This window comes from Sphingobium sp. TomTYG65, from assembly GCF_055395525.1.
Map to the genome: position 1 here is coordinate 1236536 of NZ_AP027330.1, position 25747 is coordinate 1262282.

27 protein-coding genes, 1 tRNA gene, 1 other RNA gene and 1 pseudogene are annotated in these 25747 nt (G+C 62.9%); 10 read left to right on the forward strand and 20 right to left on the reverse strand.

Features of this window, described 5'->3' with window-relative positions; genetic code table 11:
- Nucleotides 1-25: 25 nt before the first annotated feature.
- Together ACZ5Y5_RS06180 and ACZ5Y5_RS06185 are read right to left on the reverse strand one after the other, a co-directional pair.
- Complete coding sequence (locus tag ACZ5Y5_RS06180; RefSeq protein ID WP_464810298.1) at nucleotides 26-1372, reverse strand: DEAD/DEAH box helicase; 1347 nt, start codon at nucleotides 1370-1372, stop codon at nucleotides 26-28.
- Between the two features lie 124 nt (nucleotides 1373-1496).
- On the reverse strand, nucleotides 1497-1931 hold the full coding sequence (locus ACZ5Y5_RS06185; protein ID WP_464810299.1) for a hypothetical protein: 435 nt from the start codon (nucleotides 1929-1931) through the stop codon (nucleotides 1497-1499).
- Nucleotides 1932-2008: 77 nt separating this feature from the next.
- On the opposite strand from ACZ5Y5_RS06185, the gene ACZ5Y5_RS06190 reads away from it, so the two are divergent.
- From ACZ5Y5_RS06190 to ACZ5Y5_RS06200, 3 genes are all read left to right on the forward strand, one after another.
- Nucleotides 2009-3448, forward strand: a complete 1440-nt coding sequence (locus ACZ5Y5_RS06190) for an FAD-binding oxidoreductase (protein ID WP_464810300.1) — start codon at nucleotides 2009-2011, stop codon at nucleotides 3446-3448.
- A gap of 132 nt (nucleotides 3449-3580) precedes the next feature.
- The gene (locus ACZ5Y5_RS06195; RefSeq protein WP_464810301.1) at nucleotides 3581-4369 is read left to right on the forward strand and encodes a SapC family protein; all 789 of its coding nucleotides are present in this window, start codon (nucleotides 3581-3583) and stop codon (nucleotides 4367-4369) included.
- A 286-nt stretch (nucleotides 4370-4655) separates the two neighbouring features.
- A tRNA-Glu gene (locus ACZ5Y5_RS06200) sits at nucleotides 4656-4730 on the forward strand.
- Nucleotides 4731-4755: 25 nt separating this feature from the next.
- On the opposite strand, the gene ACZ5Y5_RS06205 is transcribed toward ACZ5Y5_RS06200, so the two are convergent.
- The 13 genes and pseudogenes from ACZ5Y5_RS06205 to ACZ5Y5_RS06265 all read right to left on the reverse strand — a co-directional run bounded on the left by ACZ5Y5_RS06205 (nucleotide 4756) and on the right by ACZ5Y5_RS06265 (nucleotide 16774).
- Nucleotides 4756-5505: a prepilin peptidase gene (locus tag ACZ5Y5_RS06205; RefSeq protein WP_464810302.1), complete on the reverse strand. Its 750-nt coding sequence runs from the start codon at nucleotides 5503-5505 to the stop codon at nucleotides 4756-4758.
- Nucleotides 5502-6221, reverse strand: a complete 720-nt coding sequence (gene gspN, locus ACZ5Y5_RS06210) for a type II secretion system protein N (protein ID WP_464810303.1) — start codon at nucleotides 6219-6221, stop codon at nucleotides 5502-5504. The genes ACZ5Y5_RS06205 and gspN overlap by 4 nt, the downstream gene beginning before the upstream one ends.
- A complete protein-coding gene (gene gspM / locus ACZ5Y5_RS06215) occupies nucleotides 6221-6709 on the reverse strand; it encodes a type II secretion system protein GspM (protein WP_464810304.1) in 489 nt (162 codons plus the stop codon). Before gspM ends, gspN begins: the two co-directional genes overlap by 1 nt.
- On the reverse strand, nucleotides 6706-7815 hold the full coding sequence (gene gspL, locus ACZ5Y5_RS06220) for a type II secretion system protein GspL (RefSeq protein WP_464810305.1): 1110 nt from the start codon (nucleotides 7813-7815) through the stop codon (nucleotides 6706-6708). Before gspL ends, gspM begins: the two co-directional genes overlap by 4 nt.
- Complete coding sequence (gene gspK, locus ACZ5Y5_RS06225; RefSeq protein ID WP_464810306.1) at nucleotides 7812-8801, reverse strand: type II secretion system minor pseudopilin GspK; 990 nt, start codon at nucleotides 8799-8801, stop codon at nucleotides 7812-7814. The genes gspL and gspK overlap by 4 nt, the downstream gene beginning before the upstream one ends.
- Nucleotides 8794-9411, reverse strand: a pseudogene (gene gspJ / locus ACZ5Y5_RS06230) (type II secretion system minor pseudopilin GspJ); the annotation flags it as partial. The gene gspK and the pseudogene gspJ, both read right to left, overlap by 8 nt.
- A gap of 107 nt (nucleotides 9412-9518) precedes the next feature.
- Nucleotides 9519-9845, reverse strand: coding sequence for a type II secretion system minor pseudopilin GspI (gspI, locus tag ACZ5Y5_RS06235; protein WP_464810482.1), 327 nt, complete (start codon nucleotides 9843-9845; stop codon nucleotides 9519-9521).
- Between the two features lie 55 nt (nucleotides 9846-9900).
- A complete protein-coding gene (locus ACZ5Y5_RS06240) occupies nucleotides 9901-10410 on the reverse strand; it encodes a GspH/FimT family pseudopilin (RefSeq protein ID WP_464810483.1) in 510 nt (169 codons plus the stop codon).
- Nucleotides 10394-10900, reverse strand: coding sequence for a type II secretion system major pseudopilin GspG (gene gspG, locus ACZ5Y5_RS06245; RefSeq protein WP_464810307.1), 507 nt, complete (start codon nucleotides 10898-10900; stop codon nucleotides 10394-10396). The genes ACZ5Y5_RS06240 and gspG overlap by 17 nt, the downstream gene beginning before the upstream one ends.
- Nucleotides 10901-10957: 57 nt before the next feature.
- A complete protein-coding gene (gene gspF, locus ACZ5Y5_RS06250; protein WP_464810308.1) occupies nucleotides 10958-12175 on the reverse strand; it encodes a type II secretion system inner membrane protein GspF in 1218 nt (405 codons plus the stop codon).
- Nucleotides 12168-13712, reverse strand: coding sequence for a type II secretion system ATPase GspE (gene gspE, locus ACZ5Y5_RS06255; protein ID WP_464810309.1), 1545 nt, complete (start codon nucleotides 13710-13712; stop codon nucleotides 12168-12170). Before gspE ends, gspF begins: the two co-directional genes overlap by 8 nt.
- Nucleotides 13713-13772: 60 nt before the next feature.
- A complete protein-coding gene (gene gspD, locus ACZ5Y5_RS06260) occupies nucleotides 13773-15953 on the reverse strand; it encodes a type II secretion system secretin GspD (protein ID WP_464810310.1) in 2181 nt (726 codons plus the stop codon).
- Complete coding sequence (locus ACZ5Y5_RS06265; protein ID WP_464810311.1) at nucleotides 15950-16774, reverse strand: type II secretion system protein N; 825 nt, start codon at nucleotides 16772-16774, stop codon at nucleotides 15950-15952. Before ACZ5Y5_RS06265 ends, gspD begins: the two co-directional genes overlap by 4 nt.
- A gap of 167 nt (nucleotides 16775-16941) precedes the next feature.
- Here ACZ5Y5_RS06265 and ACZ5Y5_RS06270 point away from each other — a divergent pair, with 167 nt between their 5' ends.
- Entirely contained in the window at nucleotides 16942-17589 is a 648-nt protein-coding gene (locus ACZ5Y5_RS06270) for a prolyl hydroxylase family protein (protein ID WP_464810312.1), read from the forward strand.
- A gap of 3 nt (nucleotides 17590-17592) precedes the next feature.
- Here the strand turns inward: ACZ5Y5_RS06270 and ACZ5Y5_RS06275 are convergent, their stop codons facing one another.
- The 4 genes from ACZ5Y5_RS06275 to ACZ5Y5_RS06290 form a co-directional block, all read right to left on the reverse strand.
- Nucleotides 17593-19047: a CYTH and CHAD domain-containing protein gene (locus ACZ5Y5_RS06275; protein WP_464810313.1), complete on the reverse strand. Its 1455-nt coding sequence runs from the start codon at nucleotides 19045-19047 to the stop codon at nucleotides 17593-17595.
- A gap of 181 nt (nucleotides 19048-19228) precedes the next feature.
- Nucleotides 19229-19572: a transfer-messenger RNA gene (gene ssrA / locus ACZ5Y5_RS06280) on the reverse strand.
- Between the two features lie 4 nt (nucleotides 19573-19576).
- A complete protein-coding gene (locus tag ACZ5Y5_RS06285; protein WP_464810314.1) occupies nucleotides 19577-20089 on the reverse strand; it encodes a hemerythrin domain-containing protein in 513 nt (170 codons plus the stop codon).
- A gap of 66 nt (nucleotides 20090-20155) precedes the next feature.
- Nucleotides 20156-20293, reverse strand: a complete 138-nt coding sequence (locus ACZ5Y5_RS06290) for a hypothetical protein (protein WP_464810315.1) — start codon at nucleotides 20291-20293, stop codon at nucleotides 20156-20158.
- A 289-nt stretch (nucleotides 20294-20582) separates the two neighbouring features.
- Between ACZ5Y5_RS06290 and ACZ5Y5_RS06295 the strand changes: the two genes are divergently transcribed.
- From ACZ5Y5_RS06295 to ACZ5Y5_RS06315, 5 genes are all read left to right on the forward strand, one after another.
- Entirely contained in the window at nucleotides 20583-21173 is a 591-nt protein-coding gene (locus ACZ5Y5_RS06295; protein WP_464810316.1) for an anthranilate synthase component II, read from the forward strand.
- Nucleotides 21174-21267: 94 nt separating this feature from the next.
- Nucleotides 21268-22260 carry an anthranilate phosphoribosyltransferase gene (trpD, locus tag ACZ5Y5_RS06300; RefSeq protein WP_464810484.1) on the forward strand — a complete coding sequence of 331 codons (993 nt, stop codon included), beginning with the start codon at nucleotides 21268-21270 and terminating at the stop codon, nucleotides 22258-22260.
- Entirely contained in the window at nucleotides 22257-23048 is a 792-nt protein-coding gene (gene trpC, locus ACZ5Y5_RS06305; protein ID WP_464810317.1) for an indole-3-glycerol phosphate synthase TrpC, read from the forward strand. The genes trpD and trpC overlap by 4 nt, the downstream gene beginning before the upstream one ends.
- Entirely contained in the window at nucleotides 23045-23515 is a 471-nt protein-coding gene (gene moaC / locus ACZ5Y5_RS06310) for a cyclic pyranopterin monophosphate synthase MoaC (protein ID WP_464810318.1), read from the forward strand. Before trpC ends, moaC begins: the two co-directional genes overlap by 4 nt.
- Nucleotides 23512-24696 (forward strand): molybdopterin molybdotransferase MoeA, encoded by a 1185-nt coding sequence (locus ACZ5Y5_RS06315; protein WP_464810319.1) that lies wholly within the window; start codon nucleotides 23512-23514, stop codon nucleotides 24694-24696. The genes moaC and ACZ5Y5_RS06315 overlap by 4 nt, the downstream gene beginning before the upstream one ends.
- 47 nt (nucleotides 24697-24743) lie before the next feature.
- Here ACZ5Y5_RS06315 and ACZ5Y5_RS06320 read toward each other — a convergent pair whose 3' ends face one another.
- Nucleotides 24744-24899 (reverse strand): hypothetical protein, encoded by a 156-nt coding sequence (locus tag ACZ5Y5_RS06320; protein WP_464810320.1) that lies wholly within the window; start codon nucleotides 24897-24899, stop codon nucleotides 24744-24746.
- 152 nt (nucleotides 24900-25051) lie between these two features.
- Between ACZ5Y5_RS06320 and lexA the strand changes: the two genes are divergently transcribed.
- The gene (gene lexA / locus ACZ5Y5_RS06325) at nucleotides 25052-25723 is read left to right on the forward strand and encodes a transcriptional repressor LexA (protein WP_464810321.1); all 672 of its coding nucleotides are present in this window, start codon (nucleotides 25052-25054) and stop codon (nucleotides 25721-25723) included.
- The last annotated feature ends 24 nt before the right edge of the window (nucleotides 25724-25747 follow it).

A 25747-nucleotide genomic window follows, 5' to 3' on the forward strand; every position in this document is an offset into this window, starting at 1 on the left:
AAACCGAGCCTGACGGCGACATTCCTCAGCCCACGAACCCCACCGACAAGAACTCCGGCACCGGCCCGTTCCAGCCCTCGTCCGGACCTTCGTCGGTCGGTTCTGGACGACGCGGCCGCGCACTGTTGGCGTCCTGACGGGCCGAGCGCGGCTCTTCCCGCCGCCGGTCGTCGCGCCGCTTGTCGAACTTCCGCTCTGCCTTTCGTTCGCCTTCCGCCCGGCGAGGCTCTTCCGCCTTCGCCGCCGGAGCAGCAGCCGCCGGTGCGTCGATCGTCTCGATCTTCTGCCCGATCAGCTTCTGGATATTGTCGATCGCCTCCGCATCCTCGGAGGTGACGAAGGTGTAGGCGACACCCTTCGCTCCCGCACGCCCGGTTCGGCCGATGCGATGGACATAATCATCGGGATGCCAGGGCGCGTCGAAGTTGAACACATGGCTGACGCCCTTGATGTCCAGCCCTCGGGCGGCGACGTCCGACGCCACCAGGATGTTCACCGTGCCTGCCCGGAAGCGCTCGAGCTCCGCGATGCGCGCCGACTGGTCGATGTCGCCATGGATCTCACCGGACTTGAAACCGTGACGCTGCAGGCTCTTGTTCAGCTCCCGCACCGTTGTCTTGCGATTGCAGAAGATGACGGCGCTCTGCACCTCTTCGCCATCCAGCATCGCCCGCAGCGCCTCGCGCTTCTTGCGCGAATCCACTTTCACGAGGCGCTGCGTGATGTTGGTGGACGCGGTCGCCGGACGAGCGACCTCGATCGACTTGGGATTGCTGAGAAAACGATCCGCCAGCTTTTTGATCGGCGCGGGCATGGTCGCGGAAAAGAGCAGCGTCTGCCGCTGCGAAGGCAGCTTGGTGCAGATTTCCTCAATGTCCGGGATGAAGCCCATGTCGAGCATCCGGTCGGCCTCGTCGATGACCAGCATCGAACAGCCGTTCAGCAATATCTTGCCGCGCTGAAACAGGTCCATCAGGCGGCCCGGCGTCGCGATCAGCACATCGACGCCCTTCTCCAGCGCCTTCAACTGATCGCCCATCTGCACGCCACCGATCAGCAGTGCCATGTTGAGCTTGTGATATTTGCCGTATTTCTCGAAATTCTCAGCGACCTGAGCGGCCAGTTCGCGGGTCGGCTCCAGGATCAACGATCGCGGCATCAGCGCGCGAGCCCGGCCGTGCGCCAGAATATCGATCATCGGCAGCACAAAGCTGGCTGTTTTGCCCGTCCCCGTCTGAGCGATGCCGATAATGTCCTTCATCATCAGCACCGGGGGGATCGCCTGCGCCTGAATTGGCGTGGGCGTGTCATATCCGGCCTCGTTGACGGCCTTCAATAATTCATCGGAAAGGCCGAGATCGGCAAAAGTCATTCAGTTGTCCGGGACACAGAGGCTATCCGCAGCATGTCGAAACGCGTCGGAAATCGCGCGCGCCTTGCTGAAATATCGCGATCTTGTCAAGAAAATCGCGCATCAAGGGCGTTTCAAAGAAGCCTTAATCGTCGGGCTCAGCCTCTTCCAATCGCCTGAAACTGCCTATGACGCAGCTTAGCCCGCTACGCGCCTGCAACTCATCGCGTCCCGAACATAATGACCCATCATCATCCGGCTCAACATAGAAACCAGAATAGAAACCCATAGAACTGCAACCGCGCTCCAGTCGTGCGCGATAGCGATGATTGTCCGCCAGCAGGAGATCGACGCCATTCTCCACCACCACGCTGGCGGAGCGAATCGAACGAAGCGCAATGCAGCGCGGCCCCTTCTTTTCCTTCCAGGCCCGTCCGGCTTGCGGCGCAATGCGTGCGGGCGCCTTACCCTTCTTCGCCATCGGGACGCGGATGATGACCCGTTGCTCAATCGTCATCTGCGCCAGCTGCACGGGTTCCCCATGCGGCGCGACGAGAAGCAGCAGGACGGAATGAAGCAAATCGAACCCCTTTTGGGGCGGCACGCTATGGGCCGGTGGTTGAACCGTCGATGAATTCCGGGGCATAGCATCGTCCCATGATAGGACAAGAGATCATCGGCCGGTTCGAAGCGCTGCTCGGGCCCAAGGGCGTCATCACCGACCCGGATGACATCGCCCCATGGCTCACTGACTGGCGCGAACGCTTCCACGGCGATGCCGCCGCCATATTGCAGCCTGTCAGCACAGAGGAAGTCGCCGCCATCGTCACCCTTGCTGGCGAGCTCGGCGTACCTCTGGTGCCACAGGGCGGCAATACATCGATGGTCGGAGGAGCGACTCCGCCTGCGGACGGATCAGCGTTGATTCTCTCGCTGCGCCGGATGAACCGCATTCGCACCCTTTCGCCGGACGACAACCTCGCCATATGTGAGGCAGGCGTCATCCTTTCCACCCTTCACGACGCGGCCGAAGCCGCGGGCCGCCGCTTCCCGCTGAGCCTTGGCGCCAAGGGATCTGCAACAATCGGCGGCCTGGTATCGACCAATGCAGGCGGCACGCAGGTCCTGCGCCACGGCACCATGCGCGCGCTGGTGGAGGGTCTTGAGGTTGTCCTTCCAGATGGCAGCATTTTCCATGGCCTCGATGCGCTCAAGAAAGACAATCGCGGTTACGACATCAAACAATTGCTGATCGGCGCAGAAGGGACACTGGGCATCGTAACCGCTGCCTCGCTGCGCCTCGTTCCGGCCATCGCAGCGCGAGCGGTAGGATGGGTGGGCGTTCGATCCCCAGCCGACGCACTCGCCCTCCTCCGCCTCGCCGAAGCTCGGCTGGGCGACAGCGTCGAAGCGTTCGAGATCATCGCAGACGATGGGCTGGGCCATGTCCTCTCGCACATTCCTGGCACCCGCTGCCCGATCGAGACACGAACGCCCTGGCATGTCCTCATCGAAGTTGACCATGCAGACCTCTCCGATCCCAGCCCTGCCGAGCGGCTTGAACAGGCGCTGGCGGAGGCTCTGGAGCAAGGTCTCGCCATGGATGCGGCCATCGCCGCTAATGATGCGCAAGCCGAAGCCTTTTGGCGCATACGCGAATCCCTTTCAGAGTCGGAGCGCGCCCAGGGGCCGGCTCTGCAATATGATATCAGCGTACCTGTAGCCCGCATGCCCGCCTTCATGGTCGATGCCGCCGCGGCAGCCGAGCGCGTATTTCCGGGCACCACAGCTTCCTCCTTCGGGCATCTGGGGGATGGCAATGTCCACTTCCATGTCCGCGCGCCAAAGGACACAAAGGATGGCCCGGCCTGGATCGCCGCCGAAGGCCAGGCCATCAACGCCTTTGTGCATGACGCAGTGGTCGCCGCAGGCGGCTCCATCTCAGCTGAACATGGAATTGGTCAGATGAAGCGGGCGGAGCTTGGTCGGCTCGCCAGCCCAGCGCGGCTACACGCCCTTCGCGCCATCAAGGCAGCCTTCGATCCACAGGGCCTCATGAACCCCGGCAAGCTGATCCCTGGCCCGGATGAAGCATAGCATGGGAGGCCGTCCCATGACGGGCCGACAAAGCGATTGCCTCGCCTCCCCAACGTCTTTATCGCCCTCATCCAGTTTTTAGGAAAGGCAGCGCCTACGCATGCGCTGCTTTTGACAGAATGGAACAGCATCATGGCTAGCGCGCCCGCGAACAATCTTCCCGTATTCTACAACGACCTGCTGCCGCTCAGCAGCGTTGATCATGCGAGCTACCGCAGCCGTACGGTGGAATCGGCGCCTTTCCTTACCAAGCAGCATGCCGTTCCGCTCACGGTCGATGAATTTGTCGCCGCGCAGCGCTTCGTCCCGATCATCTTTTCCGCTGGCGATGAAGCGGTGCCCTTGGCGCTGATGGGCCTTAACGAAGGCGTAAACACCTTTGTCGACGACGAAGGGAAGCTGCGCGGTCCCGCCTATGTGCCTGCCTATGTCCGCCGCTATCCCTGGATGCTGGCGAAGCTGCGTCCCGACAGCGACGAACTCTCGCTCTGTTTCGATCCCACCAGCGAGGCGGTCGGCGAGTTCGAGGAAGGCCAGCCGCTGTTTGAAGATGGCAAACCCACTGAACTGACCCAGGGCGTTCTCAAATTCTGCGAGGATTTTGAGCAGGCTGCTGCGCGCACCGGTCAGTTCATGAAGGACCTTAAGGAACTCGACCTGCTGATGGACGGCGAAGTCGCCATTCAGGTTCCCGGCACCGAACAGCCCTTCGTCTATCGTGGTTTCCGCATGGTCAACGAGGAAAAGCTGCGTGACATGCGCGGCGACCAGCTCCGCAAGATCAGCCAGAACGGCATGCTGCCCTTGATCTACGCGCATCTCTTCTCGCTGCAATTGATGCGCGAAGTGTTCGAGTCTCAGGTGGCGCAGGGTAAGGGGCCGATTTCCGTCCCAGCCGCGCCTCAGCCTGCCGACGCCTGAACTAAGAAAGTTGATCTATATCAACATGATGTCGAAAAGGTTTTTCCCTGCCACTTGAAAGTGGGAGAGACCTTCTTTATCTTCCGAACATACGGCGCACCTGCCCCCCTTTCGGGTGTGTCGTATGGGCGCCTCCCCCTTTGGAGGCGTCTCCTCCCTGAACCTTGGCCACCCCATGTTAAACATGGGGTGGTTTTTTATGGCCTCAATTGCGCCTGCGGTTTCACTTGACGCCCGACGGGCACCCTCCTAAATGCGACCGCCTGCCAGCCGCCAATGCGGCAGCGGCCCCTTCGTCTAGCGGTCAGGACGCGGCCCTCTCACGGCTGAAACACGGGTTCGATTCCCGTAGGGGTCACCAGCGGTCCGGGCGGGACCACCTCACATTACCTGATCAGCACAGACACCCACCAGCCAGGCAACGCCGCCAGCGCCAAACAGGTGCCCAACGGTACGCGAGTCGTTCGATCAATCGATTTGCCAGCGGCAATGCTGGCCACCACAGCAACGAGGCCGAGGCTCGCGGCCATCAGCAGGATGAACGGCAAAGCCTGCCATCCAAACCATGCGCCCAATGCGCTCATCAGCTTGGCGTCGCCCAATCCCAAGCCCTCCCGACCTCGAGTCGCGCGATAGATGAGCGCTACCGCCCCCAATCCCACATAGCCGGCCGCGGCCCCAATCACTCGATCAGCCAGCGCCAGATCCGTAACCCAAAGACCGAGGGTCAGCCCAAGGAAAATCAGCGGCAGCGTCAAAGCGTCGGGCAACCAGAAGTGCCGCCAGTCGAGCACCGCCAGCGTCAGCAACAGCCAGCCGAGCAGAGCCCAACCCGCACCGGCCAGACCAGGCGCCGCCCCGCATGCAAGCGCGCCGACTATCGCACACCCTGCCTCCATGCGTCCGTGGAGCGGATCGATCGCCGCGCCGCAGGTCCGGCAGCGCCCGCCAAGCATCAGCCCACTCAACATCGGGATCAGATCAAGGACGCCCAGCACCCGGCCGCAGCCATCGCAAGCAGACCGCCCGCTCGCTACCCCGCGCCCCTCTGGCCAACGCAGCACCAGCGTCCCCAGGAAGCTGCCCGCGATCGCGCCTGCCATGCCGCCCAGCAGGGCCCAGAGCGGATCGATCACAATGTCCCTTCGACCTTCAGCAGCCGCCCACCGCCCGCACCGGCGAAACCCGCCTTCGCCAGCGCATCGGCCAGGACAGCGTCAGCCGTCTCGACCCGCATCTCCGCGACGTAGCGGCCCGAACGCCAAATCCGCAGATTGACCTTCTCCAGCCCCGATTGACTGACCAATGGCAACAGCAGCGCCTCGCCGTCGCAACTCACGGTGCCCGACAGCCCCTGCGACAGGTTCAGGCCCGGAAACTGCCCGGCCATCTGCGCACGCACACGCCCTTCGGCATGACCGCAGCGATCGCCGGAGAAATAAGCGGTGACATCCTCCATGATCAGGCTACCGATCGGTAGCGGCGCGAAGCTGCGCCCCAGCGGCACAGTGCCGGTCACATCATCGATGCCGACACGCCCCACACCGACTGTCAAAGCCCCGCTCAGATCATCCGCAGCGCCCTGCTCCCGCCAGACATCGATGCGCGCCCGCCCCATCAGCAACGAAATCGGGGAAAGCGCCGCGCGTACGGACCCAACCGGCATCGTGCCCAGCATCAGCTGATCGATGCGCCCGCTCCAGATCGAACCGCGCACATCCCGCGCAGCCACCCCGACCCGCTCCAATCCCGTCAGCCCGAGCGCGATCCGCATCGGCATGAACAGGATCAGTCCGAACGCGAACAGCAGGATCAGGGCGATGCGCGTCCGGCGCGACAGTCGAAGCTTCATCACAGCCCCGCTCCCCGCACCAACACCGCCTGCATCGAAACGCTGCCAGCAGTTGGCGAGGGCCGCGCGCTCATCGTTTCGACGCGCACGCCCTGCGCCTCCAGAGCGGCGAGCCATGAAAAGAGCGCGACCGGCCTTACCGACGCCATCGCAATCTCCATACGCCCTTCCCCCTGCGCCTGCGCCCGCTCCAGCGTCAGACCGGCCTCACCAGCGCTCTGCCCGACAAGCTGGTCGAGGCTCGCCCCCACAGCTCCGCTGCCGGTCGCGCGCGGCAGCGTCTTGAGCAGCTTGACCTTTGCCCTCAGCGCTGCGTTACGATCCGTCGCCTCGATGAGCGCGTCATGCGCCGACCGCTGGGCCGACACCAGCGGCCGCATGATGCCCAGCCAGAGTACAACCACCGCCAGCAGGGCGAACATCACCCCCAGCATCCATTGCTCGCGCGACGACCGCTCGGCCCAAAGTTTCTGCAAAGCTTCCATCATGACCGCACCGTGATGTCCGCCAGCGCCCGCCCGCCCGTATCTTGCGAGGGCGTCGCCGTGATGGTGAAGCCGGCACCCTGAAGCGCCAGCAGCACAGCATTGATTTCCTCCACCCTGGCCCCGGCCAGCGTCGCCCGGATCATCCCGTCCGGATCGCGGGAAAGCGCCATCAGCGACACCGCCGGCGCATCCTGCAATGCGCTGAGCAGCGCCGCGACAGGCGCCGTAAAGGCATAGGCGCCTGCTCCCCGCGCCGCCAACTGGCGCTCGATCTCCGCCTCCGCCTGATCAAGATCGGCTGCCCCCGGAACCACCTGACGCGCCAGCGCCAGGCTTTCCGCATCCAGCTTGCTCGCCGCCACATGCTGCCGCACCACCCCGATCAGCGCGATCAGCAGGCTCGCCAGCAGGATGAGCGAACTCCACAGGAGGATGCGTGCGATCGTGCCTTTGTCGGCAGTCCGGCGCACGCGCTTGGCGAAATCGCCCTGCCGCATGTCAATCGGGGGTCGTTCCAACGCCGCGACTGCCTGTTCGGCGATCTGATCCGGCGAAACCGGCTCCACCATCGCATCAGTCGGCAGGACCAACGCCAGATCGCCCGAAAGGGCAATGTCCTTTCCCCTGAGCAGCAGTTCGCCGCCAAGCTCCCCCTGCGCCACGCCTTCTATCGGCTCTGGCAGCAACAAAGGCGCAGGCACGATGATGTCGGGATCCAGGCCATGATGCTGCGCCCAAAGCAGCCAGTGCTGCATGTCGCTTCGCGCCGCCACCGCAACGACGTGGGGTAGAGCCGGGTCGTCATTCTCGTTCGCCGCCGCGAAGAGCTGATCGGCAGGAACGATAGTCCCTCCCAACGCCGCCAGCCGCGCCGCCGCCCGTCCTTGCCTCGGCGCAAGCTCCGGATAATCGGACCAATGCAGCGTAACCATGGCCGCAGGCGGCACCAGCATAACTACCGTGTCAGCAGGCAAAGCCGTCAACCCGCAGGCCGCAAGCCAGTTGGTCCCGATCCCCGACTGCGCCACCACGCCATCGGCAACGCGCATCCATATCGGCTCGCCCTGCTCGGGCAGCGCCACGATCAAGCCATCTCGCACGCTCATGCGCCGCTTCCCCAGTTGCGGCGGATCAACAGCGCCGGGCTCTGCCGGGCATCGATCAGCGCCCGTTCGACAACCTGCGTCCCCCCAACATCCACCGTCACTTCCACCCCGAAAAATCCCGTCGTCAACTTGACCTGATTGGCCGCTTCCTCAAGTGGGTTGATGCCTTGGGCAGCAAGCGGCGCCCAGAATTGCACCGTGCTGCCGTACCCCTCGGCCGGACGCTGCGCCAGCAATTGCCGCGCCTGCGCCACGCTCACCTGCCCCTGCAACAGCATCGCGAACAACACCGCCTGATCGGGCAGAAGCGTGTTTATATTGATCGGCGACAAATCCGCGGTCGGCAGCGCGCAGATCCATGGCCGCACCAGACCATAAATGGCGGGCGTCACGCCATGAACCGCCCGCAATTCGCTCGCGTCGATCATGAAGCGGTTGGCGGCGCGATAGGGCAGCGCCGCCTGTGCATAGGTCTCATCCTCTGCCCCGCCGGGCTGCGGCACGCTGTCGCTGTCGATCCAGTCGCCGAGTGACGCCGCCGCCACCTGCGCCTGCCGGGCATCGACACCCAGCGTCTGCAGCAGGGCCTGGAATTGCGAGATGCCGACCGGCCGGACTTTCAGATTTGCCTCATTCTCACCGGCCACCACGCTGTTGAGATTGAAGCAATTGCCACCATCCGTCACCCGCGCAACTGCAACCCCGGCCGGAACGGCGACAGGCTGGGGCGTTCCCATCCAATTGCCCGCGAGCGTGGTCTTGCCCGGATTGGCCGAAACCAGATCGCCGATCCGCAGGCGCGCAATCTCCACGCCCGCGTCGGCAAAAGCACGGGCTTGATCGACCGCGCCGCCGTTGCCCGTCATCCGCGTCGCCAACGCCAGCCGCTCCAGCGCTGTCGAGGCCACAACGGCCATCACCGCCACCAGCAACAGCACCGTCAGCAGAGCCGCGCCCCGCTCACCGGCTTTTCGGGGATCAGCCATTGGCCGCTTCCTCCTGCAGCTTTTCCGCAGGCCCGGGGCCCACCATGAAGCGCAGCGTCACCGCCGGCTCACCCGTGCGACTCACCGTTACCTCCACCGCGCGGGGCATCAGGTCCGGCTGGGTTGGCGTCCATTCATCCCGCCACTCACCTTGCGCATCGCGGAAACGCAGGGCGACATCATCGACATTCTCCAGCAAGGCAGCCGGTTCATCGCCCGCTATCCCATCCACTTGCGCATAGGTCCGCCGCTCCAACCGGCCCTGCCGCACCCAATATTCAACCTTCTGAAGCGACGGCCGAGGCAGGTCGCCAAGATTGTCCCACCCGCCCCGGACAAACTGCAGGACGGGTACGGCCTCTCCCTCCCGATGCGACCAGAAAGCGGGCGCCAAAGTCCCCGCTTCGGTGCGACTGATGCGCGGCACCGCTTGACCAAGATCGGCCGCCAAAGCCCCGCCAGCGCGCTGCACGGCCGCCATATCGTCGAGCCGCGTCTTGATCTGCGCTTGCGCCGACACGCTGTTGCCCAGCAGAAGCACGCCGGCCGCCGCCAGCATCGCAAAGATCATCAACGCGACCAGCAGCTCGATCAACGTGAAGCCGTTCTCCCGACATTCGCTTGTTTCGAGCGAAGCCTTTCCTGAGCATCGCTGAAGGGTCGAGAAGCAAGATTCATCCGTGCTCCGCTTCTCACATGACTGAAGCGATTCCCCCATCACTGCACCACCCGCACGAAGCTCAGCACCACCGGCGAAGCGCCACCCTGCCCATCGACAGTCAGGTTGACCTGCAGCAGTCGCTTGTCGTCCATGGTGCGAACTTCGCGGCTCCAATGCCAGCGCCGTCCTCCATTATCGACCTCTCCCTGCTCGCTCCCCAGCGAGGGCGGCGCCGGATCGGTCTGCACCTCCACCATCAGGTTCCGTGCAACGATCTGCCCCAACGCCTTGCTGTCCAGGTCCGCGGCCGTCCGCAACGTCACCCCCTGCAAGCGGACGAGCGCCAATGCGGCCAGGCTGAATACGGCCAGCGCCACCAGCATCTCCAGCAGGGTAAAGCCCCTCTCTGCTGGACGCGAGGATGGCGGAGAAGCGCCTTCAGCCACCGACCATGACCTTTCCGGCCATATCCACCGTCACCGCCACCCGTTCGGCTTCGCGCGCCAGCGTCACGGTCATGGCGTCTGTCGGCAGGCCCGTACCATCGAAGCCGATCTGCTGCCGCCCGTCCTTGCCGACCAGCGCGCGGGTACCCGCCTTCCAGTTGGCCGTGACGAACGGCTTTTCTTCCAACGCGACCCATTGCGCCCCTTCCCGGCGTTGGAAGCCATAGCCCGACGCCGACACCCACACCCCCATGGGACGGGCCGTCACGACCGCTTCGTCGCGCGCGGCGGCAACGCGCGCGGCAAAGCGGTCGGCATCCTCAATCACGCGGCCGCGAGGGTCCGGCATGGCGAGAATGACGGCGGCCGAAATAAAGCCGATGATCGTCAGCACGACCATCAGCTCGATCAAGATAAAGCCGCGCTCGCCGACGCTCTGCCTCTCCGGTGAGGCGACTCCCTGGAGCCCGGCGCAGCGCTTCGCCTCAAAGTTCGCTAGAATAGACATCGGCATTTTCATTGTCGCCGCCCGGCTGACCGTCCGCGCCCAAAGAGCTGATGTCAAACGCACCCTTCCGGCCCGGCACTGCATAGCTATAGGGCCTGCCCCACGGATCATCGGGCAGCTTCTTGATGTAACCGCCACGCCGGTAGCGCTGCGGCTGCGGCAAGGAAGCGGGCGGGCTGATCAACGCCTGCAGCCCGTCGGTCGCCGACGGATAAGCCAGATTGTCGAGCCGATATTGCTCCAGCGCCTGCTCGATGGTCGCGATGTCCGCCTTCGCCTTCTCCACCCGCGCGGTGTCAGTGGCGGGGATCACGTTGATCGCCACGATCGTCGCCAGCAGGCCGATGATGACGATGACGACCATCAGCTCGACCAGGGTGAAGCCGTCCTCGCCCCTCGCCCTAACTCCGTTTGTGCTGAACCTGTCGAAGCGCGCGTGAAGCCGGTTGGTTGGCCTATGCCCTGCGACATCGGATAAAGACATGCGGCTCTTTCGAGCAACGCAATCGTCGGGTGGATTGCAATGCGACATATTCACTCCTCAAGCCCCCGTAAGGCTCTGCAATTGCAGGATCGGCAGCAGGATGGACAGGATGATCACGGCGACAATCCCGCCCATCAGGATGATGATGACCGGCTCCAGCATGGCAAGGGCCGCTGACGTGAAGCTGTCAAACTCCCGCTCAAGATAATCGGCCGCTCGCTCCAGCATCGTGTCGAGCCGTCCCGCGCTCTCGCCGCTCGCTGCGAGATAGACGAGCAGCGGCGGAAACACCCCTGCCCGCCGCAAGGCCGCTGACAGGCTGCCGCCGCCGCGAATGGCTTCGACAATCTCTTCGGACGCCTGGCGCAGCACCCGGTTGTGGACTGTCTGCGTTGTGAGCGACAGCCCCTCCATCAGCGGCAGGCGGCTCGCCACCATCGTCGATAGCGTACGCGCCATTCGGGCTGCATGAAGGTCGCGGATCAGGCGGCCGAGCAAAGGCAGGCGCAGCAGCATCGCGTCGAAACGATAACGGAAGCTCTCGATCTTGAGGGCGCGCCAGAAGGCCAGCGCAGCCAATCCGGTCAGGATCGCCAGCAGCCACCAATAGCCTGCCAGAAAGGCGGAAATCCCCATGACCATTCGCGTCAAAAGCGGCAGGTCCTGACCCACCGTGTCGAACTGCTCGACCACCTTGGGCACCACGAAAATCATCAGCGCCGCGACCACACACACCGCAAAGGCGGCAAGCACGCTGGGATAGGCGATCGCCGTCAACACTTTGGACCGGATGACCGCCTGCCGCTCCATCAGTTCGGACAATCGCTCCATGATCGTCGGCAGGCTTCCTGAGCTTTCGCCCGCGGAGATCATCGCGCGGTACAGCGGCGGAAAGCTCTTCGGCTCGGCTCCGAGCGCGTCGGCGAGACGTCGGCCTTCCAGCACGCCGGAATGCACCTTGGCCACGATCGCGCGCACATGCGCCTGCTCACTCTGCCGTCCGATCGTGCGAAGCGACTCCTCCAGCGGGCTGACCTGGATCAGCGTGGACAGCTGACGCGTGAACAGCGTCAGTTCCTTAGCCGACAGGCGCGGCGACCGCAGCGACAGGGCCGCCCGCTTAGCCGCTTTATCGGCAGCGCCCGGCTCGATGCGGACGATGAACAGCTTGCGCGCATCCAGCCTGGCGCGGGCATCATCCACAGTCTCGGCCTTGACCTTGCCCGACCGTTCCCTCCCCGCCGGGTCGATCGCGATATAGTCGAACTCAGCCATCGCCGATGGTTTCCACCTCGGCCGCGTCGCGCCGCGACACGCGAATGGCTTCTTCGGCGGTGGTCTGTCCATCGCGCACCAGAGCGCGCGCAGCCGATCCCAGATTGGGCGCGTTCAGGAAGGCATGACGCGCGATCAGCGACTCATCTCCGCCATCGTTGATCAGGCGGCGGATCGTATCATCCACCCGGATCGCCTCGAACACACCAATGCGGCCTTTATAGCCCGTCCCGTTGCATTCCTCACAGCCGCGGGCGCGGTAGATGATCGTTCCGGGATCGAAACCAAGAAGGGCGCTCGCCGACTTGTCCGCCTGCACCGGCTCCCGGCAATGCTGGCACAACCGCCGCACCAGCCGCTGCGCGATCACCGCGCGAAGAGTCGAGGCGAGAAGGAACGGCTCCACCCGCATGTCCCGCATCCGCGTGATCGCTCCCACCGCATCATTAGTATGAACCGTGGACAGCACCAGATGCCCGGTCAGCGACGCCTGCACCGCGATCTCGGCCGTCTCCCGGTCGCGGATTTCCCCGACCATCACCACATCGGGATCCTGCCGCAAGATGGCCCGCAACCCCGCCGCGAAGGTCAGACCTACCTTGGCATTGACCTGCGTCTGCCCGACGCCCTCGACCGCATATTCGACCGGATCCTCGACGGTCAGAATGTTCCGGGTCCCATCATTCAACTGCCTCAGACCCGCATAGAGGGTCGTCGTCTTGCCCGACCCGGTCGGGCCCGTAACCAGAATAATCCCGTTCGGTTCTTGCAATCCTTCACGGAAAATCCGATCCGCCGCCCCCGCCATGCCCAGCAGGTCCAGGTTCATGCCTGCATTCTCCTTATCGAGAATACGCAGCACCACCCGCTCCCCCGCCCGGCTCGGCAAGGTAGATACACGCACGTCGAGCAGTTTGCCGCCCAGTGTCAGGCCGATGCGGCCATCCTGCGGCACGCGCCGCTCGGCAATATCGAGCCGCGCCATCACCTTGATGCGGCTGACGACCACCGGCGCGACATGCGGCGGCATACGCAGCGTCTCGCGCAGCACGCCATCGATCCGCATCCGCACGATCAGCCCGGTCTCATAGGGCTCGATATGAATGTCGGAGACACCCTGCCTCGCCGCCTCCGCAATGATACCGTTGATCAGCCGGATCGCAGGCGCATCGTCGGCGCTGTCCAGCAGGTCGTCGGCGGTCGGAATGTCAGCGGCCAGAATGTCCAACTCGTCCGCGCCCACCTCGAGCGACCCCGCCATCGCCGCCGCGCTGCCTTCCATGGCGTAATGATCGGACAGATGCCGATCGAATTGCGCACTGTCGACGAACCGGACGTCGAAACTACGAGCCAGATGCCGCCGCACCTCCAACAGCACGCGCGGATCGCTGCCCTCGCGCACCGCGACAGTCAGGCGCTCACCCTCTGGCGGCAGCATGACCACACCATGCTTGCGCGCAAAGACATAGGGGATATCGACTGCGCGCGGAGCGAAGTGCGGCGTGATCCCGGGCTGATCGGATTCGGGCTGGTTCACCCTATCCTCCGTTGCAGTTGAGCTTGTCGAAGCCGAAGGTGAACGGAAGCCCCCGATAGCTCACCGCTTCCTCCCTTCGGACTGCGCATCGACAGGTCGCACCACATTGCTTGACTGACGCGAAGTCGGCTCGATCACTTCCGCGGCGGGCTGCACCACCGCGTCACCTGGCCGGGGCGCGGCGGCAGGCGGCTCTGCCCCCATATAGTCGCGTACCAATTGGTCGATGCTCGGCTCAGCGTCCGGATTACGCCGCAACTGCATGTCGCGAACATAGCCATAGCGCTGCTGCGTCAGGCGCTGCGCATCTTCCTTGGACCGGAGGATCGTCGGCCGGATGAAGACCATGAGGTTCGTCTTGGTCCGGCTCTTCGAACGCGACTTGAACAATTCGCCCAACCCGGGAATGTCGGACAGCAGCGGAATACGCTCGATCGTCTTGCGCTCATTGTCGTCCAGCAGGCCACCCAGCGCCAGAATCTCGCCATCATCGACCGTCACCGTCGTCTCGATCTCACGCTTGTTGATGATGAGGTCGCTATTGTTGTTGCTCACCGGCCCGGCAACGCTGGACACCTCCTGCTTCAGGAACAGCTTGATCGCACCGCCTGTATTAATCTGTGGCTTCACCTCGAGCTTGATGCCGACATCCTGCCGCTGAACGGTGCGGAACTGATTGTCGAAATTCTGGCTCAGTGCTTCACCGGTCGTGATCGGCACCTGCTGCCCGACCAGGATCGAAGCCTTCTGATTGTCGAGCGTCATCACCGAAGGCGTGGACAGGATGTTGCTGTCGGTGTCGGATTTCACGGCGTTGATGATCGCGCCGAATACGCCATTGCTGCCCAGCCTAGTGGCGACGCCGCCAAAGCCGCCGGTCGCATTCATCAGGCTGTCCACCGCCGCCTGTTGAAGCGACGTTTCCAGTTCGCTGCTGTTATGCGAAGTCGTCGTCGTCACAGTGCCGTTGGCCTGAGTGGTGACGGTCGTGGTATTGCCCAGTTCCCGTGCGCCAATCGCACCCGCCAAGGTGAGGATATTGGGATTGGCGTTGGAATAGTTGGTCGCGGCAAAGCCTGTCTTGGTGCTGCCTATCAGAAACTGGACACCCAGCTTTCTGGCCGCGGCATCGCTGATCTCGACGATGATCGCCTCTACCAGAACCTGCTCACGCCGCGTATCGAGTTGGCGGATCGTTTCGCCCAGCATGCGCTGCACGTCGCTGTTCGCCGCGACGATGATGGCGTTCGCCCCCTCATAGCGGGTCACGATGGCTGGCCCCCGCGTTGAAATTCCGCTGCCGGAAGATCCGCTCGACACCATGGCGGCAGGGGTGGCGGGAGGTGGAGCCGCTCCGTTACCGGCGGCTGGGACCGACGCCGTCACCGCGGAATTGGTCGATTGCCCCACCAATTGCTGTAGGACGGGCAGCAGCTTTTCGGCATCGGCATGCTCCAGCCAATAGACGCGGATCTCGGTCCCGCTCGCCGCCTGCCTGTCAAGGTCGCGCGCCATTTGCGCCAACCGCGCCACCGTTCCAGCATCGCCGCGGATCGCAACCGAGTTACTGCTGTCGATCGGCACGATCGTCGCAGAGCGCTGCGCACCCTCACCCCCGCTTTGCACCAAAGCCTGGAGCGATGTCGCAATCTCACGCGCCCCAGCATTGCGCAACATCACCGTCTGCGTCGCGGCCGTGTCGCGGTCAATCCTGGCGAGAACCTGTCGGATACGCCCGATATTGTCGGCATAGTCAGCCACCACGACGCTGTTTCCCGCGCGGTTGGCCGTAACCGATCCGTCCTTGCTCACCAACGGCCGCAGCGTTTCCAGCGCACTCGCCGCATCGATCGAGCGCAGGCGGAACACCTCCGTCACGAACTGATTGCGGTTGGTCGCGCGTCCCACCACGCTGGGCTGTCCGGCGGCGCCATCAGCGGGCTGAATACGATAGGCTCCGCCCGGCGCTGGCACGGCGACAAGGCCATTCGCGCGCAACGTGGACAGGAAAATTTCGAAATATTCTGATCGCGACAAGGGCCGGTCGGTCACGACCGACACCTTACCCTGGACGCGATTGTCGATGATGAAGGTCCGCCCCGTCACCCGAGCAGCGTCCTGAATGAAGGCGCGGATATCCGCGTCCCTCACATTGAGCGTCTGCTGCGCCATCAGCGGCGAAGCGATAGGCGTCACGAGCGCAAGGGCCATGGAAGCGGAAAGAAGCAATTTTCTGGTCATTGGCCTTGCAGGGTAAGATTGATTGTCGACAGGTTCGCACCACGCTCAACTGTCAGAGAAATTCGCGCGCCGGGCATGATCTTGCCCTGCAGCGCCTGAAGATCGCTCGGTGAGCCAACCGGCTGGCCATCGACCTCAGTGATGACATCGCCCGGCTGAAAACCTGCATTCTGGAACGCTGGACCACGAGCAGTCAGGATAAGTCCGGTGATGCGACCATTCTGCACACGCGGTACAAAACCAATGTCGCGCTTCAGCGCATCCGCAGTAGGATTGTCCGTACCGGTGATCGCCGTCGGCGCTCCGTCCCCTCCCGGTGCAGCCAGAGCGGATGAGGGCTGTGATTGGTCAAGGAAAACCTGCTCTTCCGCGCCGCCCCGGTCGATGGTGATATGATCGAACGCAACCGCCTTCAGCATCACCCCGGGCAATATCTCCTCGCCCACAGCGAAGCTGTTCTGGACACCGTCCGGGCCCGCAATAATCGCTGACCCAAGCCCGGAACCTTCATTCAATCGGATACCATAGACTGTCAGCGCCAGCGAAGTGACAACGCCGCCGCTTGCCGCTTGCGCGGCTCCGCCCCGGTAAAATGGGTCAAAGCCTGAGAATAAACTCTGCCGCGCAGCCAAGTTGGGAAACTGCGCCTGCCGCCCTTCCCAAGGCCCGAAGCTGCCCACCGGCGTCAGCACGGCCCACAGCAATCGCGTGCACTGTAGTGCAAGCAGTCCGAGAAGCAGCTTCTCGACGACGCGCAGCCAATCGATCGGGCCGAGCCGATTGCCAAGGCTTTGAATATTGCCGCGAAAAGGCACGCGCATGAACCTGGTAGTCCCCCTTGATACCGGCGCCTGCTAGGAAACTGTTTTTACTGCTGGATGACAGATATGTGACCTATCCGTGACGGCGGCAATCCGCAAGCGACGACGCTTGCAATTCAAGCGCCGAGCGATAGCTAGAGGTCAGCTTTTCCGCCTCAAGGCCGATCATGTCCAACCGTCCCGTTCCCCAGGAGCCCGATGCCGATCCGGCCTGGATCGCTGGCCATCCTAATATCCAACGCGTGCCGAACCGTGAACTGACGCTGTTCATACAGCGAAACTTCCTCAGCCTTGAGGAATGCGCCGGCTTGATTGACCGCATCGAAGCGAGCCGCCGCCCCTCGACGATCGCCGACCCCAATGGCGACTCACGCTTCCGCACCAGCGAAACCTGCGACCTGGATCGCGCTGACCCCTTTATCGCTGCAATCGACGACAAGCTCGCCACCTTTGCCGGGATCGATCCCGCCTATGGAGAGCCGATCCAAGGGCAGCGTTATGCCGTGGGTCAGGAGTTCAAACCCCACACCGACTATTTCGAACCTCGCGGCATCGACTTTGAACGATATTGCACGGTCGCCGGCAATCGCACTTGGACGCTTATGGTCTATCTTAATCAGCCCGCGGCTGGCGGCGCCACGCGCTTCGTCAAGATCGGCAAGACGGTCCATCCGGAAGCCGGCAAGCTGCTCGCCTGGAACAATCGATTAGAGCCGGGCAGATATAATGGTGCCAGCCTGCACCACGGCATGAAAGTCCGCAGCGGCGTCAAACATATCATTACCAAATGGTATCGCGAACGGCCTTGGGCCTGATCTTCATCTCCAAAAACGCTTTGCCTCCGCCAGTTCCGCATGGGCGTCTGCCGCAGCCGCAATCAGCTTCCTCTTGGCTCCGCGCCCCTTCACCGCTCCGGCATCGCCTGAGAGCCCATGCTGCGCCAACAGACCAGGCGCGCTGACCAAATCGTTAAGCGCGCCCAACTGATCCTGCAGCACCTCCAGCGTCTTGAAATAGCGGCTATACCGCCGCCGTTCCTTTTTCTCGCCGGTGAAAAGCCCTCCGAAAAATTCCGACGCGTATCGCAGCTTCTTCGCCTTCTTGCGGATTTCATGGCGCTGCTCGTCGTTTAGCTTCGCCATCTTGCGGCCGTGCTTCACGACGCAATGGTGGAAGTGCTGTAAACGGCGGGCCGTAAATTGCTCGGCCAGTTCGTCGCCTAGTCCCCCGGCCCTGCAATCCATATTCCCGGCGCCCAGAGTCAACCATTCTACGATATCGATCATCATACCGCGCGCACGCTGAGATTTCAGAGCCTCGATCACCTTGCCGTGAACCGTCGCGCGCGCCTCGTCGATACGGTCGTGCAATATTCCTGGCGCGGTCCGTTCGACCAACACGTCGAGATCGCGCGCCTCGCCCAGCAGCTTCGCCAACCAGCGCAGTTCATCCTGGAATCGGGTGACGTCCGCCTCTTCGAGCATCGGCTTGAACAGCGTCAACGCCGATCTCAGCCGCCGCACCGCAACGCGCGCCTGATGCAGTGCAAGCGGATCATAATGGTCGAGCAGCAATCCCTCGTTCAGCCGGTAGTGACGCACGCAGGCGCGAGCGACAGTTTGGAATGCGTCTTCCGCGCGGCTACCGGGCTTCAGCATCACCGGTTCCGCCTTGAAGGACGCAGACGCCGAATCCAGCAGCCGGTAACCCCGTTCAGACTTGGCGGCGACGCCCAGCCGAACCGGCACGACTTCCTCGATCCGCCGCGCCAAAGAAAAGAGCGCGTACGGCTCGCCAGTCTTGCTCTCCAGCTCAATCTCGCAAATCGGTGCTTGCCGTTCACCGGCGCGCACCACGCCCCTATCGAGCACCAATTCAATTTCGGCTTTGTCTTCTGTGATCAACCAAGTTCGCCGCTCGACATCGACGTGAAAGGCAGGTGCAATGCTGTCCGCATCATCGCCCAAAAGGCCCGCGATAGGCGTCCGGGTATCGATCACGGGCTCATCCTGCGTCACCGGCATTTCCCATTCAGCACGCGCAAACAGTCCACCACCGCCTTCGCAGCCGGCCTTCACCGTCTGTACGCGTTTGTCCCCCGACCGGCGGATACGCAGCGTATAGCCTAGCGCTTTCAACTGCTTGTCTGGCGTGTCGAAATAGGCGGCCTGAAGGTTCGCCTCATCGCATTCGGCCGGCAGAAAGGCTGACCGCCCGAACGCCTCGACAGCATCCTGCGGCAATTCCAGCTTCAGCTCGACTTCCTGCTTCAATTCAGCCGTCTCCGGGTCTCCGCACCTTTAGCACAGGCCAACGATCCGGGCGAATCACCTACACGGCAAAGCGGTCGACGCGCGCACAGCGAAACGGCGGCCACGCTGTAGCCAGCGCCCAATTTTATCCGGGAATGGAGAGGTCCGGAGGATTCTGTTGCCCGGCTCCTCCGGAGGCCGCTGAATTCCCTTCTGTTGCCCGGTGGGTTCAACCGCGTTCTTTTTGGGTAATGTCCGGCCGTTAGGCCATCAATTACGCAGCAAGAGCAAGAGCCTCGTTATCGTTGGCACTTGTGAGTTTTGAACCTTTTTACGGCGTACTCAGGCCGGGTGAAGGTACCGCTTTTCAACACACGTCGATCCTAGTTCGGCCCCGTCAGACGCCCCGCAGAGCGGGACATGTGGTGGAGCCGCCGGGTACTGCCCCCGGGTCCGCTGCGCCTATTGCACGACACGATTTATCACCATAGCCGGGCGAACCCGGCACGGACGCATATGGGATAATGCGCAGGCTTTTTCAACCTTCCGGTCAGGCCGCCACCAGATGAACAGCCTTTGGCTTCGCCACGGGCAGCCCGCCCGTCCTGGCCTGCTCCATCAACTCCTGCTTCCGAGCCATCATCCGATCACGCAGTTCGACCAGATCGACATCGGTCTTCCGGCACTGCGCGAACATGCCGTCCGACTGCCTTTCCTCTTCCTTGACATGATGCTTGATCTCTTCGGACAGCACGGTGACCTTGGCGTCGTAAAAATCATCCTCGGGCGATCCTGCTTCAATGTCGTTCACCAACACCTTCGCGCCGTCATGCTCAACATAGGCTTCGTCCAGCGTGTCATCTTCGATCTTGCCCCGGAAGGCTGGATAGAAAATTTCCTCCTCAATCATCGTGTGGATCTTGAGTTCAGTGCAGATCTGATGCGCGATATCCTGCTTACGGGTGGCCGCCTTCGCTTTTTCGAACTGCTCGAACAGCTCTTCAACTTTGCGGTGATCTGCTTTCAGCAGGGCAATTGCGTCGGTAAACTCGGCTTTGGCCATTTCGTCCTCCTCACGAACTGATGTCGTCAAGAAGCGGCTGAGTTGCGTCTCGGTTCCCGCAGGCCGTCATTCGTGGCCGACATCATGGCCGTGCGGCTTGGCATGGCCGCCCGCGCGCAGATAGCGGACGTCGATCTCACGGATCAGCTGGTCGGCATCCTTGCCTCCCGCCATCTTTAAAAGCTCGTCGATCTTCGCTTCCAATCGGTCGTCATTCTCCTTTGATGCTGGCGATCCGACATAGAGGAAAACAGGCCAGGCCAATGACTTACCAGATCAGTTGCAGAAATTCCGACTGCCAATTTTCGAAAGTGTCGCGCCCCATTTCGATCGCGTAGGAAGCCAGCTCCGGAACTTGCCCATGCGTCTGCGCTTCATCGCATCCTTCTCAATTCATTACGGATGGAGAACGCCACAGGATGCAGCGGGTTCATTTAGGCAATCACCAATTCCCATTGGCCCCGCGCGCTCGGCGCACTATAGCCTTCGTCCTATGATCCTCGTCATCGACAATTACGATAGCTTCACCTGGAACCTCGTCCATTATCTGATGGAGCTGGGGGCCGAAGTCGAAGTCGTTCGCAACGACGCCATTTCCGCAGGCCAGGCCCTATCGAGCGGCGCAAGCGCCTTCCTCCTTTCTCCGGGACCCTGCACGCCGAATGAGGCGGGCGTCAGCCTCGATCTCGTCGCAGCCTGCGCCGACGCAGGCGCTCCGTTGCTGGGCGTCTGCCTTGGCCACCAGGCGATCGGCCAGCATTTCGGCGGCCAAGTCGTGCGCGGCGGCCTGATGCACGGCAAGACTTCCCCTGTCGCGCATGACGGCACGGGCCTGTTCAAAGGCCTTCCCTCCCCCTTTACGGCGACGCGCTATCACTCGCTGATCGTGGAGGACATTCCGCAAAACCTTGTCGTGAATGCAACCAGTGAGGACGGATCGGTCATGGCCTTCCGTCACCAGAGCCTGCCGATCCACTCGGTGCAGTTCCACCCGGAAAGCATCGCTACCGAATATGGGCATGAGATGCTGGCGAACTTCATGCGCATTGCCGGTATCACTGTGCGCGAGCGCGCGCCTGCCTGATCTCGCGCACAGGCGGACGCCTCCGGTCCAGCATCGCTAACTTTCCTAGGTTCGCCCTCGACTCAGGCGTAGCAGCATGATTAAGGCACAAGCGATGACCCGCCTGCCCGATCCGACGACGCCGCTGAGCGCTGCCGAAGCCGCGCACGCCTTCGACCTGCTGTTCGACGCCGACCTTCCAGAGGGCGAGATCGCATCATTTCTGGTCGCCATGGCGCAGCGTGGCGAAAGCGCGATTGAAATCGCCGCTGCCGCCCGCGCCATGCGCACCCGGATGATCCCTGTCGCCGCTCCCACAGGCGCGATCGATGTTTGCGGAACGGGGGGAGATGGCCATCACACGCTCAACGTCTCCACCGCTGTCGCGCTCGTCGTAGCGGCGGCGGGGGTGCCCGTAGCCAAGCATGGCAACCGCGCCGCCTCTTCCAAGGCCGGCGCAGCAGACACGTTGGAGGCGCTCGGCCTTGACCTCGACCGCGCCGCCGAGACGGCGGAGGAGACGCTGGGCGATCTTGGCATCTGCTTCCTCTTCGCGCAGAAGCATCATCCGGCGCTCAAGCGTTTTGGCCCGATCCGAAAAGCGATCGGTCAGCGAACCATCTTCAACCTCATGGGTCCGCTCGCCAATCCTGCAGGCGTCCGTCGCCAGCTCGTCGGCATCGCTCGCCCCGCCTATGTCCCCATCTATGCCGAGGCGCTAGCCGACCTGGGCGTGGATCGGGCCATGATCGTGTCGGGCGACGAAGGGCTGGATGAACTCTCTCTCGCTGGCGGCAATGACGTCGCCGAAGTCACGGCCCAAGGCGTCGTGGCAATGCGCCGCCTCACCCCCGCCGACGCTGGCCTGCCCACTCACCCGGTGGAAGCCATTCGCGGCGGCGATCCTGCCCATAACGCCGCCGCTCTCCGTGCGCTGCTGCAGGGTGAAGAGGGTCCCTATCGCGACGCGGTCCTGTTCAACGCGGCTGCCGCCCTCATCGTGGCGGACGCTGTGGCCGATTTGCGCGAGGGCGTCGAGGAAGCGGCCGAAACTATTGACCGCGGGCTTGCCAACGCGCTGCTCAATTGCTGGATTGCCTATAAATGACCAACAAGCTCATCGAAATCTGCGATACGAAGCGGGAGGAAGTCGCGCGCCGCAAAGCTGCGGTCACCGTGTCGACCCTGCACGCCCGCGCCGCCGAACAGGCGCCCCCGCGCGGCTTCCGTCATGCGCTCGACAACGCCGCCCGTTGCGGCTTCGGCCTCATAGCCGAGATCAAGAAAGCAAGCCCGTCGAAGGGTCTGATCCGCGAGAATTTCGATCCCCCGGCTCACGCTCAGGCTTACGCCGCCGCTGGAGCCGCGTGCCTGTCGGTACTCACTGACGAACCTTATTTTCAGGGCCATGATGATTATCTCATGGCCGCACGGTCCGCCTGCGCCCTGCCGGTCCTTCGCAAGGACTTCATGGTCGATCCCTGGCAGGTGCTGGAAAGCCGCTCGCTTGGCGCAGACGCCATCTTGATCATCGTCGCCGCGCTGGAAGACGGGCAGATGGCGGAGATTGAGGATGCCGCGCTGGGCCTCGGCATGGACGCCCTCATCGAAGTGCATGACGCCCATGAACTGGAGCGCGCCCTGAAGCTGCGATCGCGCCTCATCGGCGTGAACAATCGCGACCTGCGCGATTTTAGCGTCGATTTCGCCCGCACCTATGAATTGGTCGGCCAAGCTCCCGAAGGTTGCACCTTCGTCGCCGAAAGCGGCCTTGGCAGCCATGCCGACCTGGTAGCCATGTCCGAGCATGGCGTCCGTTGCTTCCTTGTCGGCGAAAGCCTTATGCGTCAGCCTGACGTCGAAGCAGCTACCCGCGCGCTTATAACCGGGGCATGAGCAACCTCACTCATCTCGACGAAGATGGCTCAGCCCATATGGTCGATATCTCGGCCAAGCGGGTAACCGCTCGCGAAGCCGTCGCGACCGGCCATATCTCCATGAGCGAGGAGGCGGCCGCCGCAATCGCTCAAGGATTGGTCAAGAAGGGCGATGTCCTGGCCGTTGCCCGGGTCGCGGGGATCATGGCCGCCAAACGCACCGCTGACCTCATCCCATTATGTCACCCCATTGCGCTGACATCGGTCAGCATCGACTTCGATCTTGAGCCCGCCGGCGTCACCGTCACTGCGACCGCCAGAACCACCGGGCAGACGGGGGTGGAAATGGAAGCGCTCACCGCATCATCTGTCGCGCTGCTCACCATCTACGACATGGCTAAGGCGTTGGATAAGGGGATGGTCATCGGCAATGTCCGCCTGATCGCCAAGTCGGGCGGCAAGTCAGGCGACTGGCGCGCGGCATGAGCCTGCTCCCCGTCGCGGAGGCGCAGGCCCGATTGCTGGCCCTCGGTCGCCGCCTACCCGACGAGGAGATCCCCGTCTCCGAATGCGCTGGCCGTTGGCTAGCCCGCGATGTCCTTTCCTTGCGAGATCAGCCCTGGGCTGATCTATCGGCCATGGACGGTTTTGCGATCCGTGCCGCCGAATGGCCTGGCCCTTGGCGCGTAACCGCCGAAAGCACGGCCGGCGGTGCACTTCCACCGCCCATGGTTCCCGGCGAGAGTTGCCGCATCTTCACAGGTGCCCCGCTGCCGCTTGGCGCCGACACCGTCCTCATTCAGGAGGATGCTGATCTTTCAAACGGCTCGCTCAATGCTCGTGGGCCGGCTCTTTCCATCGGCCGCAATGTGCGACCCGCTGCTTCGGATTTCCGTAAGCACCAACTTCTCCTGCCTTCAGGAGCCGCTGTCGGCCCTGCTCAGATAGCGCTCGCCGTCTTGGGTGGGCACGGCGCACTGCCTGTAGGTTCCCGCCCGCGGATCGCCCTGCTCTCCACTGGCAACGAACTTGTGCCACCTGGATCGCCTACACCGCCGGGCCGTCTCCCCTCTTCCAATGCACCTATGCTCGCAGCGATGCTCCGCGCTATCGGTTGCGAGATCCTCGACATCGGCATCATCCCCGATGATCTCGATGCGATGAAGCAGGCGTTCGACCATGCCAGCCAAGCCGACATCATAGTCTCCACCGGCGGCGCGTCAGTGGGCGATCATGACCTCGTCCGCCCCGCATTTACGGGGGTTGGCGGCGATATTGATTTCTGGAAGATCCGCATGCGGCCAGGAAAGCCGCTGATGGCGGGCACGCTGCGCGACGCCATTTTCCTGGGCCTGCCCGGAAATCCGGTCTCAGCCTTCGTGACTGCAACCCTGTTCCTATTGCCGCTCGTCCGGCACATGGCTGGCGCGGCCGATCCCCTGCCCCGCACCGCCGTTGCGACGCTGGCCGCGCCACTACCGGCAACCGGCGATCGGGATGATTATCTTCGCGCCTTCCGCACCGGCGACGGCATGATAGCAGTCACCTCGCAAGATAGCGCTGCGACAGCAGCCATGGCTCAGGCGGACAGTCTCATACTTCGCCCTGCAGGCTCGTCGCCCGCGGCAACGGGTGATCAGGTAACGATCCTCCCCCTCTCCTCATGAGAAAGGGGCCGCAAAGCGGCCCCTCCCCTGGACAAACCGGGCGCTGTTCAGCGCTGTTGCTTGCCGTGATCGCTCTTGTCCTTCTTGCCTTCGCCCATTTGGCCTTGGCGGTTCTCCTGCTGCTGCTGACGGCCGCCTTGGCTTGAACGGTCACCACCCTGCTGGCGGCGCTGATTGCTGTCCTGGTTGTTCTGATTCGCCATCTTACTCTCCTATTCACCCTCTTTTAGGAAGGCGGCCAGATAACGGCTGGATCGCCTGTCCGTTCCTTTCGTTACGGCTTGCGTAAGTTGCTTGACTTGCCTTGTTCCGTTTCCTATGCGTTCTCCATCCGTTCTATGGAGGACAAGCAGGCATGCTGACGCCCAAGCAACAGGAATTGCTCAGCTTCATTCACAACAGGCTAGAGGAAGGCGGTGTATCGCCTTCGTTTGAGGAGATGAAGGAAGCACTCGACCTGCGGTCCAAATCCGGTATCCACCGTTTGATCAATGCCCTGGAAGAACGCGGCTTTATCAGGCGCCTGCCCAACCGGGCTCGAGCACTTGAGGTACTCAAACTTCCAGAGGCAATGCATCGCGCGCCTAAGGCCGTGGTCCAGCCAAAGCCGCAGCTGGCGTCCAAACCGCCGATTGCTGCGAATGATGTGATCGAAATACCCCTTCATGGCCGGATCGCCGCGGGCGTTCCTATAGAGGCGCTGGAAGGGCAAAATATGCTCTCTGTTCCGGCCGCACTCCTTGGTGCGGGCGATCATTATGCATTGGAAGTCTCCGGTGACTCCATGATCGAGGCTGGCATCCTTGATGGCGATTTCGCCCTGATACAGCGGACGGAGGTTGCGCGCGAGGGGCAGATCGTTGTTGCCTTGATCGAGGACAGCGAAGCAACGTTGAAATATTTCCATCGCCAAGGCCCTAAGGTGCGGCTCGACCCAGCCAACAGCGCCTATGAACCGCAAATCTATGACACACAGCAAGTGCGCATCCAGGGAAAGTTGGCGGGCCTCTTGCGCCGCTACAATTGATCTGATGGGCGGGATGCCGGTCGT

Excerpts from the sequence above, each read along its gene's own strand:
- moaC (WP_464810318.1), top strand. The coding sequence starts at position 23,045 with ATGAGCAACCTCACTCATCTCGACGAAGATGGCTCAGCCCATATGGTC.
- ACZ5Y5_RS06320 (WP_464810320.1), bottom strand. The coding sequence starts at position 24,899 with ATGGCGAATCAGAACAACCAGGACAGCAATCAGCGCCGCCAGCAGGGT.
- ACZ5Y5_RS06270 (WP_464810312.1), top strand. The coding sequence starts at position 16,942 with ATGTCCAACCGTCCCGTTCCCCAGGAGCCCGATGCCGATCCGGCCTGG.
- trpC (WP_464810317.1), top strand. The coding sequence starts at position 22,257 with ATGACCAACAAGCTCATCGAAATCTGCGATACGAAGCGGGAGGAAGTC.
- gspL (WP_464810305.1), bottom strand. The coding sequence starts at position 7,815 with ATGAGCGTGCGAGATGGCTTGATCGTGGCGCTGCCCGAGCAGGGCGAG.
- gspF (WP_464810308.1), bottom strand. The coding sequence starts at position 12,175 with ATGGCTGAGTTCGACTATATCGCGATCGACCCGGCGGGGAGGGAACGG.
- ACZ5Y5_RS06180 (WP_464810298.1), bottom strand. The coding sequence starts at position 1,372 with ATGACTTTTGCCGATCTCGGCCTTTCCGATGAATTATTGAAGGCCGTC.
- gspM (WP_464810304.1), bottom strand. The coding sequence starts at position 6,709 with ATGATGGAAGCTTTGCAGAAACTTTGGGCCGAGCGGTCGTCGCGCGAG.
- ACZ5Y5_RS06195 (WP_464810301.1), top strand. The coding sequence starts at position 3,581 with ATGGCTAGCGCGCCCGCGAACAATCTTCCCGTATTCTACAACGACCTG.
- ACZ5Y5_RS06265 (WP_464810311.1), bottom strand. The coding sequence starts at position 16,774 with ATGCGCGTGCCTTTTCGCGGCAATATTCAAAGCCTTGGCAATCGGCTC.
- gspD (WP_464810310.1), bottom strand. The coding sequence starts at position 15,953 with ATGACCAGAAAATTGCTTCTTTCCGCTTCCATGGCCCTTGCGCTCGTG.
- ACZ5Y5_RS06315 (WP_464810319.1), top strand. The coding sequence starts at position 23,512 with ATGAGCCTGCTCCCCGTCGCGGAGGCGCAGGCCCGATTGCTGGCCCTC.
- gspI (WP_464810482.1), bottom strand. The coding sequence starts at position 9,845 with ATGCTGGTGGCGCTGGCCGTATTCAGCCTGGCCGCATTGGCGCTCGTC.
- gspN (WP_464810303.1), bottom strand. The coding sequence starts at position 6,221 with ATGAAGCTTCGACTGTCGCGCCGGACGCGCATCGCCCTGATCCTGCTG.
- ACZ5Y5_RS06295 (WP_464810316.1), top strand. The coding sequence starts at position 20,583 with ATGATCCTCGTCATCGACAATTACGATAGCTTCACCTGGAACCTCGTC.
- ACZ5Y5_RS06190 (WP_464810300.1), top strand. The coding sequence starts at position 2,009 with ATGATAGGACAAGAGATCATCGGCCGGTTCGAAGCGCTGCTCGGGCCC.
- lexA (WP_464810321.1), top strand. The coding sequence starts at position 25,052 with ATGCTGACGCCCAAGCAACAGGAATTGCTCAGCTTCATTCACAACAGG.
- ACZ5Y5_RS06285 (WP_464810314.1), bottom strand. The coding sequence starts at position 20,089 with ATGGCCAAAGCCGAGTTTACCGACGCAATTGCCCTGCTGAAAGCAGAT.
- gspK (WP_464810306.1), bottom strand. The coding sequence starts at position 8,801 with ATGGCTGATCCCCGAAAAGCCGGTGAGCGGGGCGCGGCTCTGCTGACG.
- trpD (WP_464810484.1), top strand. The coding sequence starts at position 21,268 with ATGACCCGCCTGCCCGATCCGACGACGCCGCTGAGCGCTGCCGAAGCC.
- gspG (WP_464810307.1), bottom strand. The coding sequence starts at position 10,900 with ATGTCTTTATCCGATGTCGCAGGGCATAGGCCAACCAACCGGCTTCAC.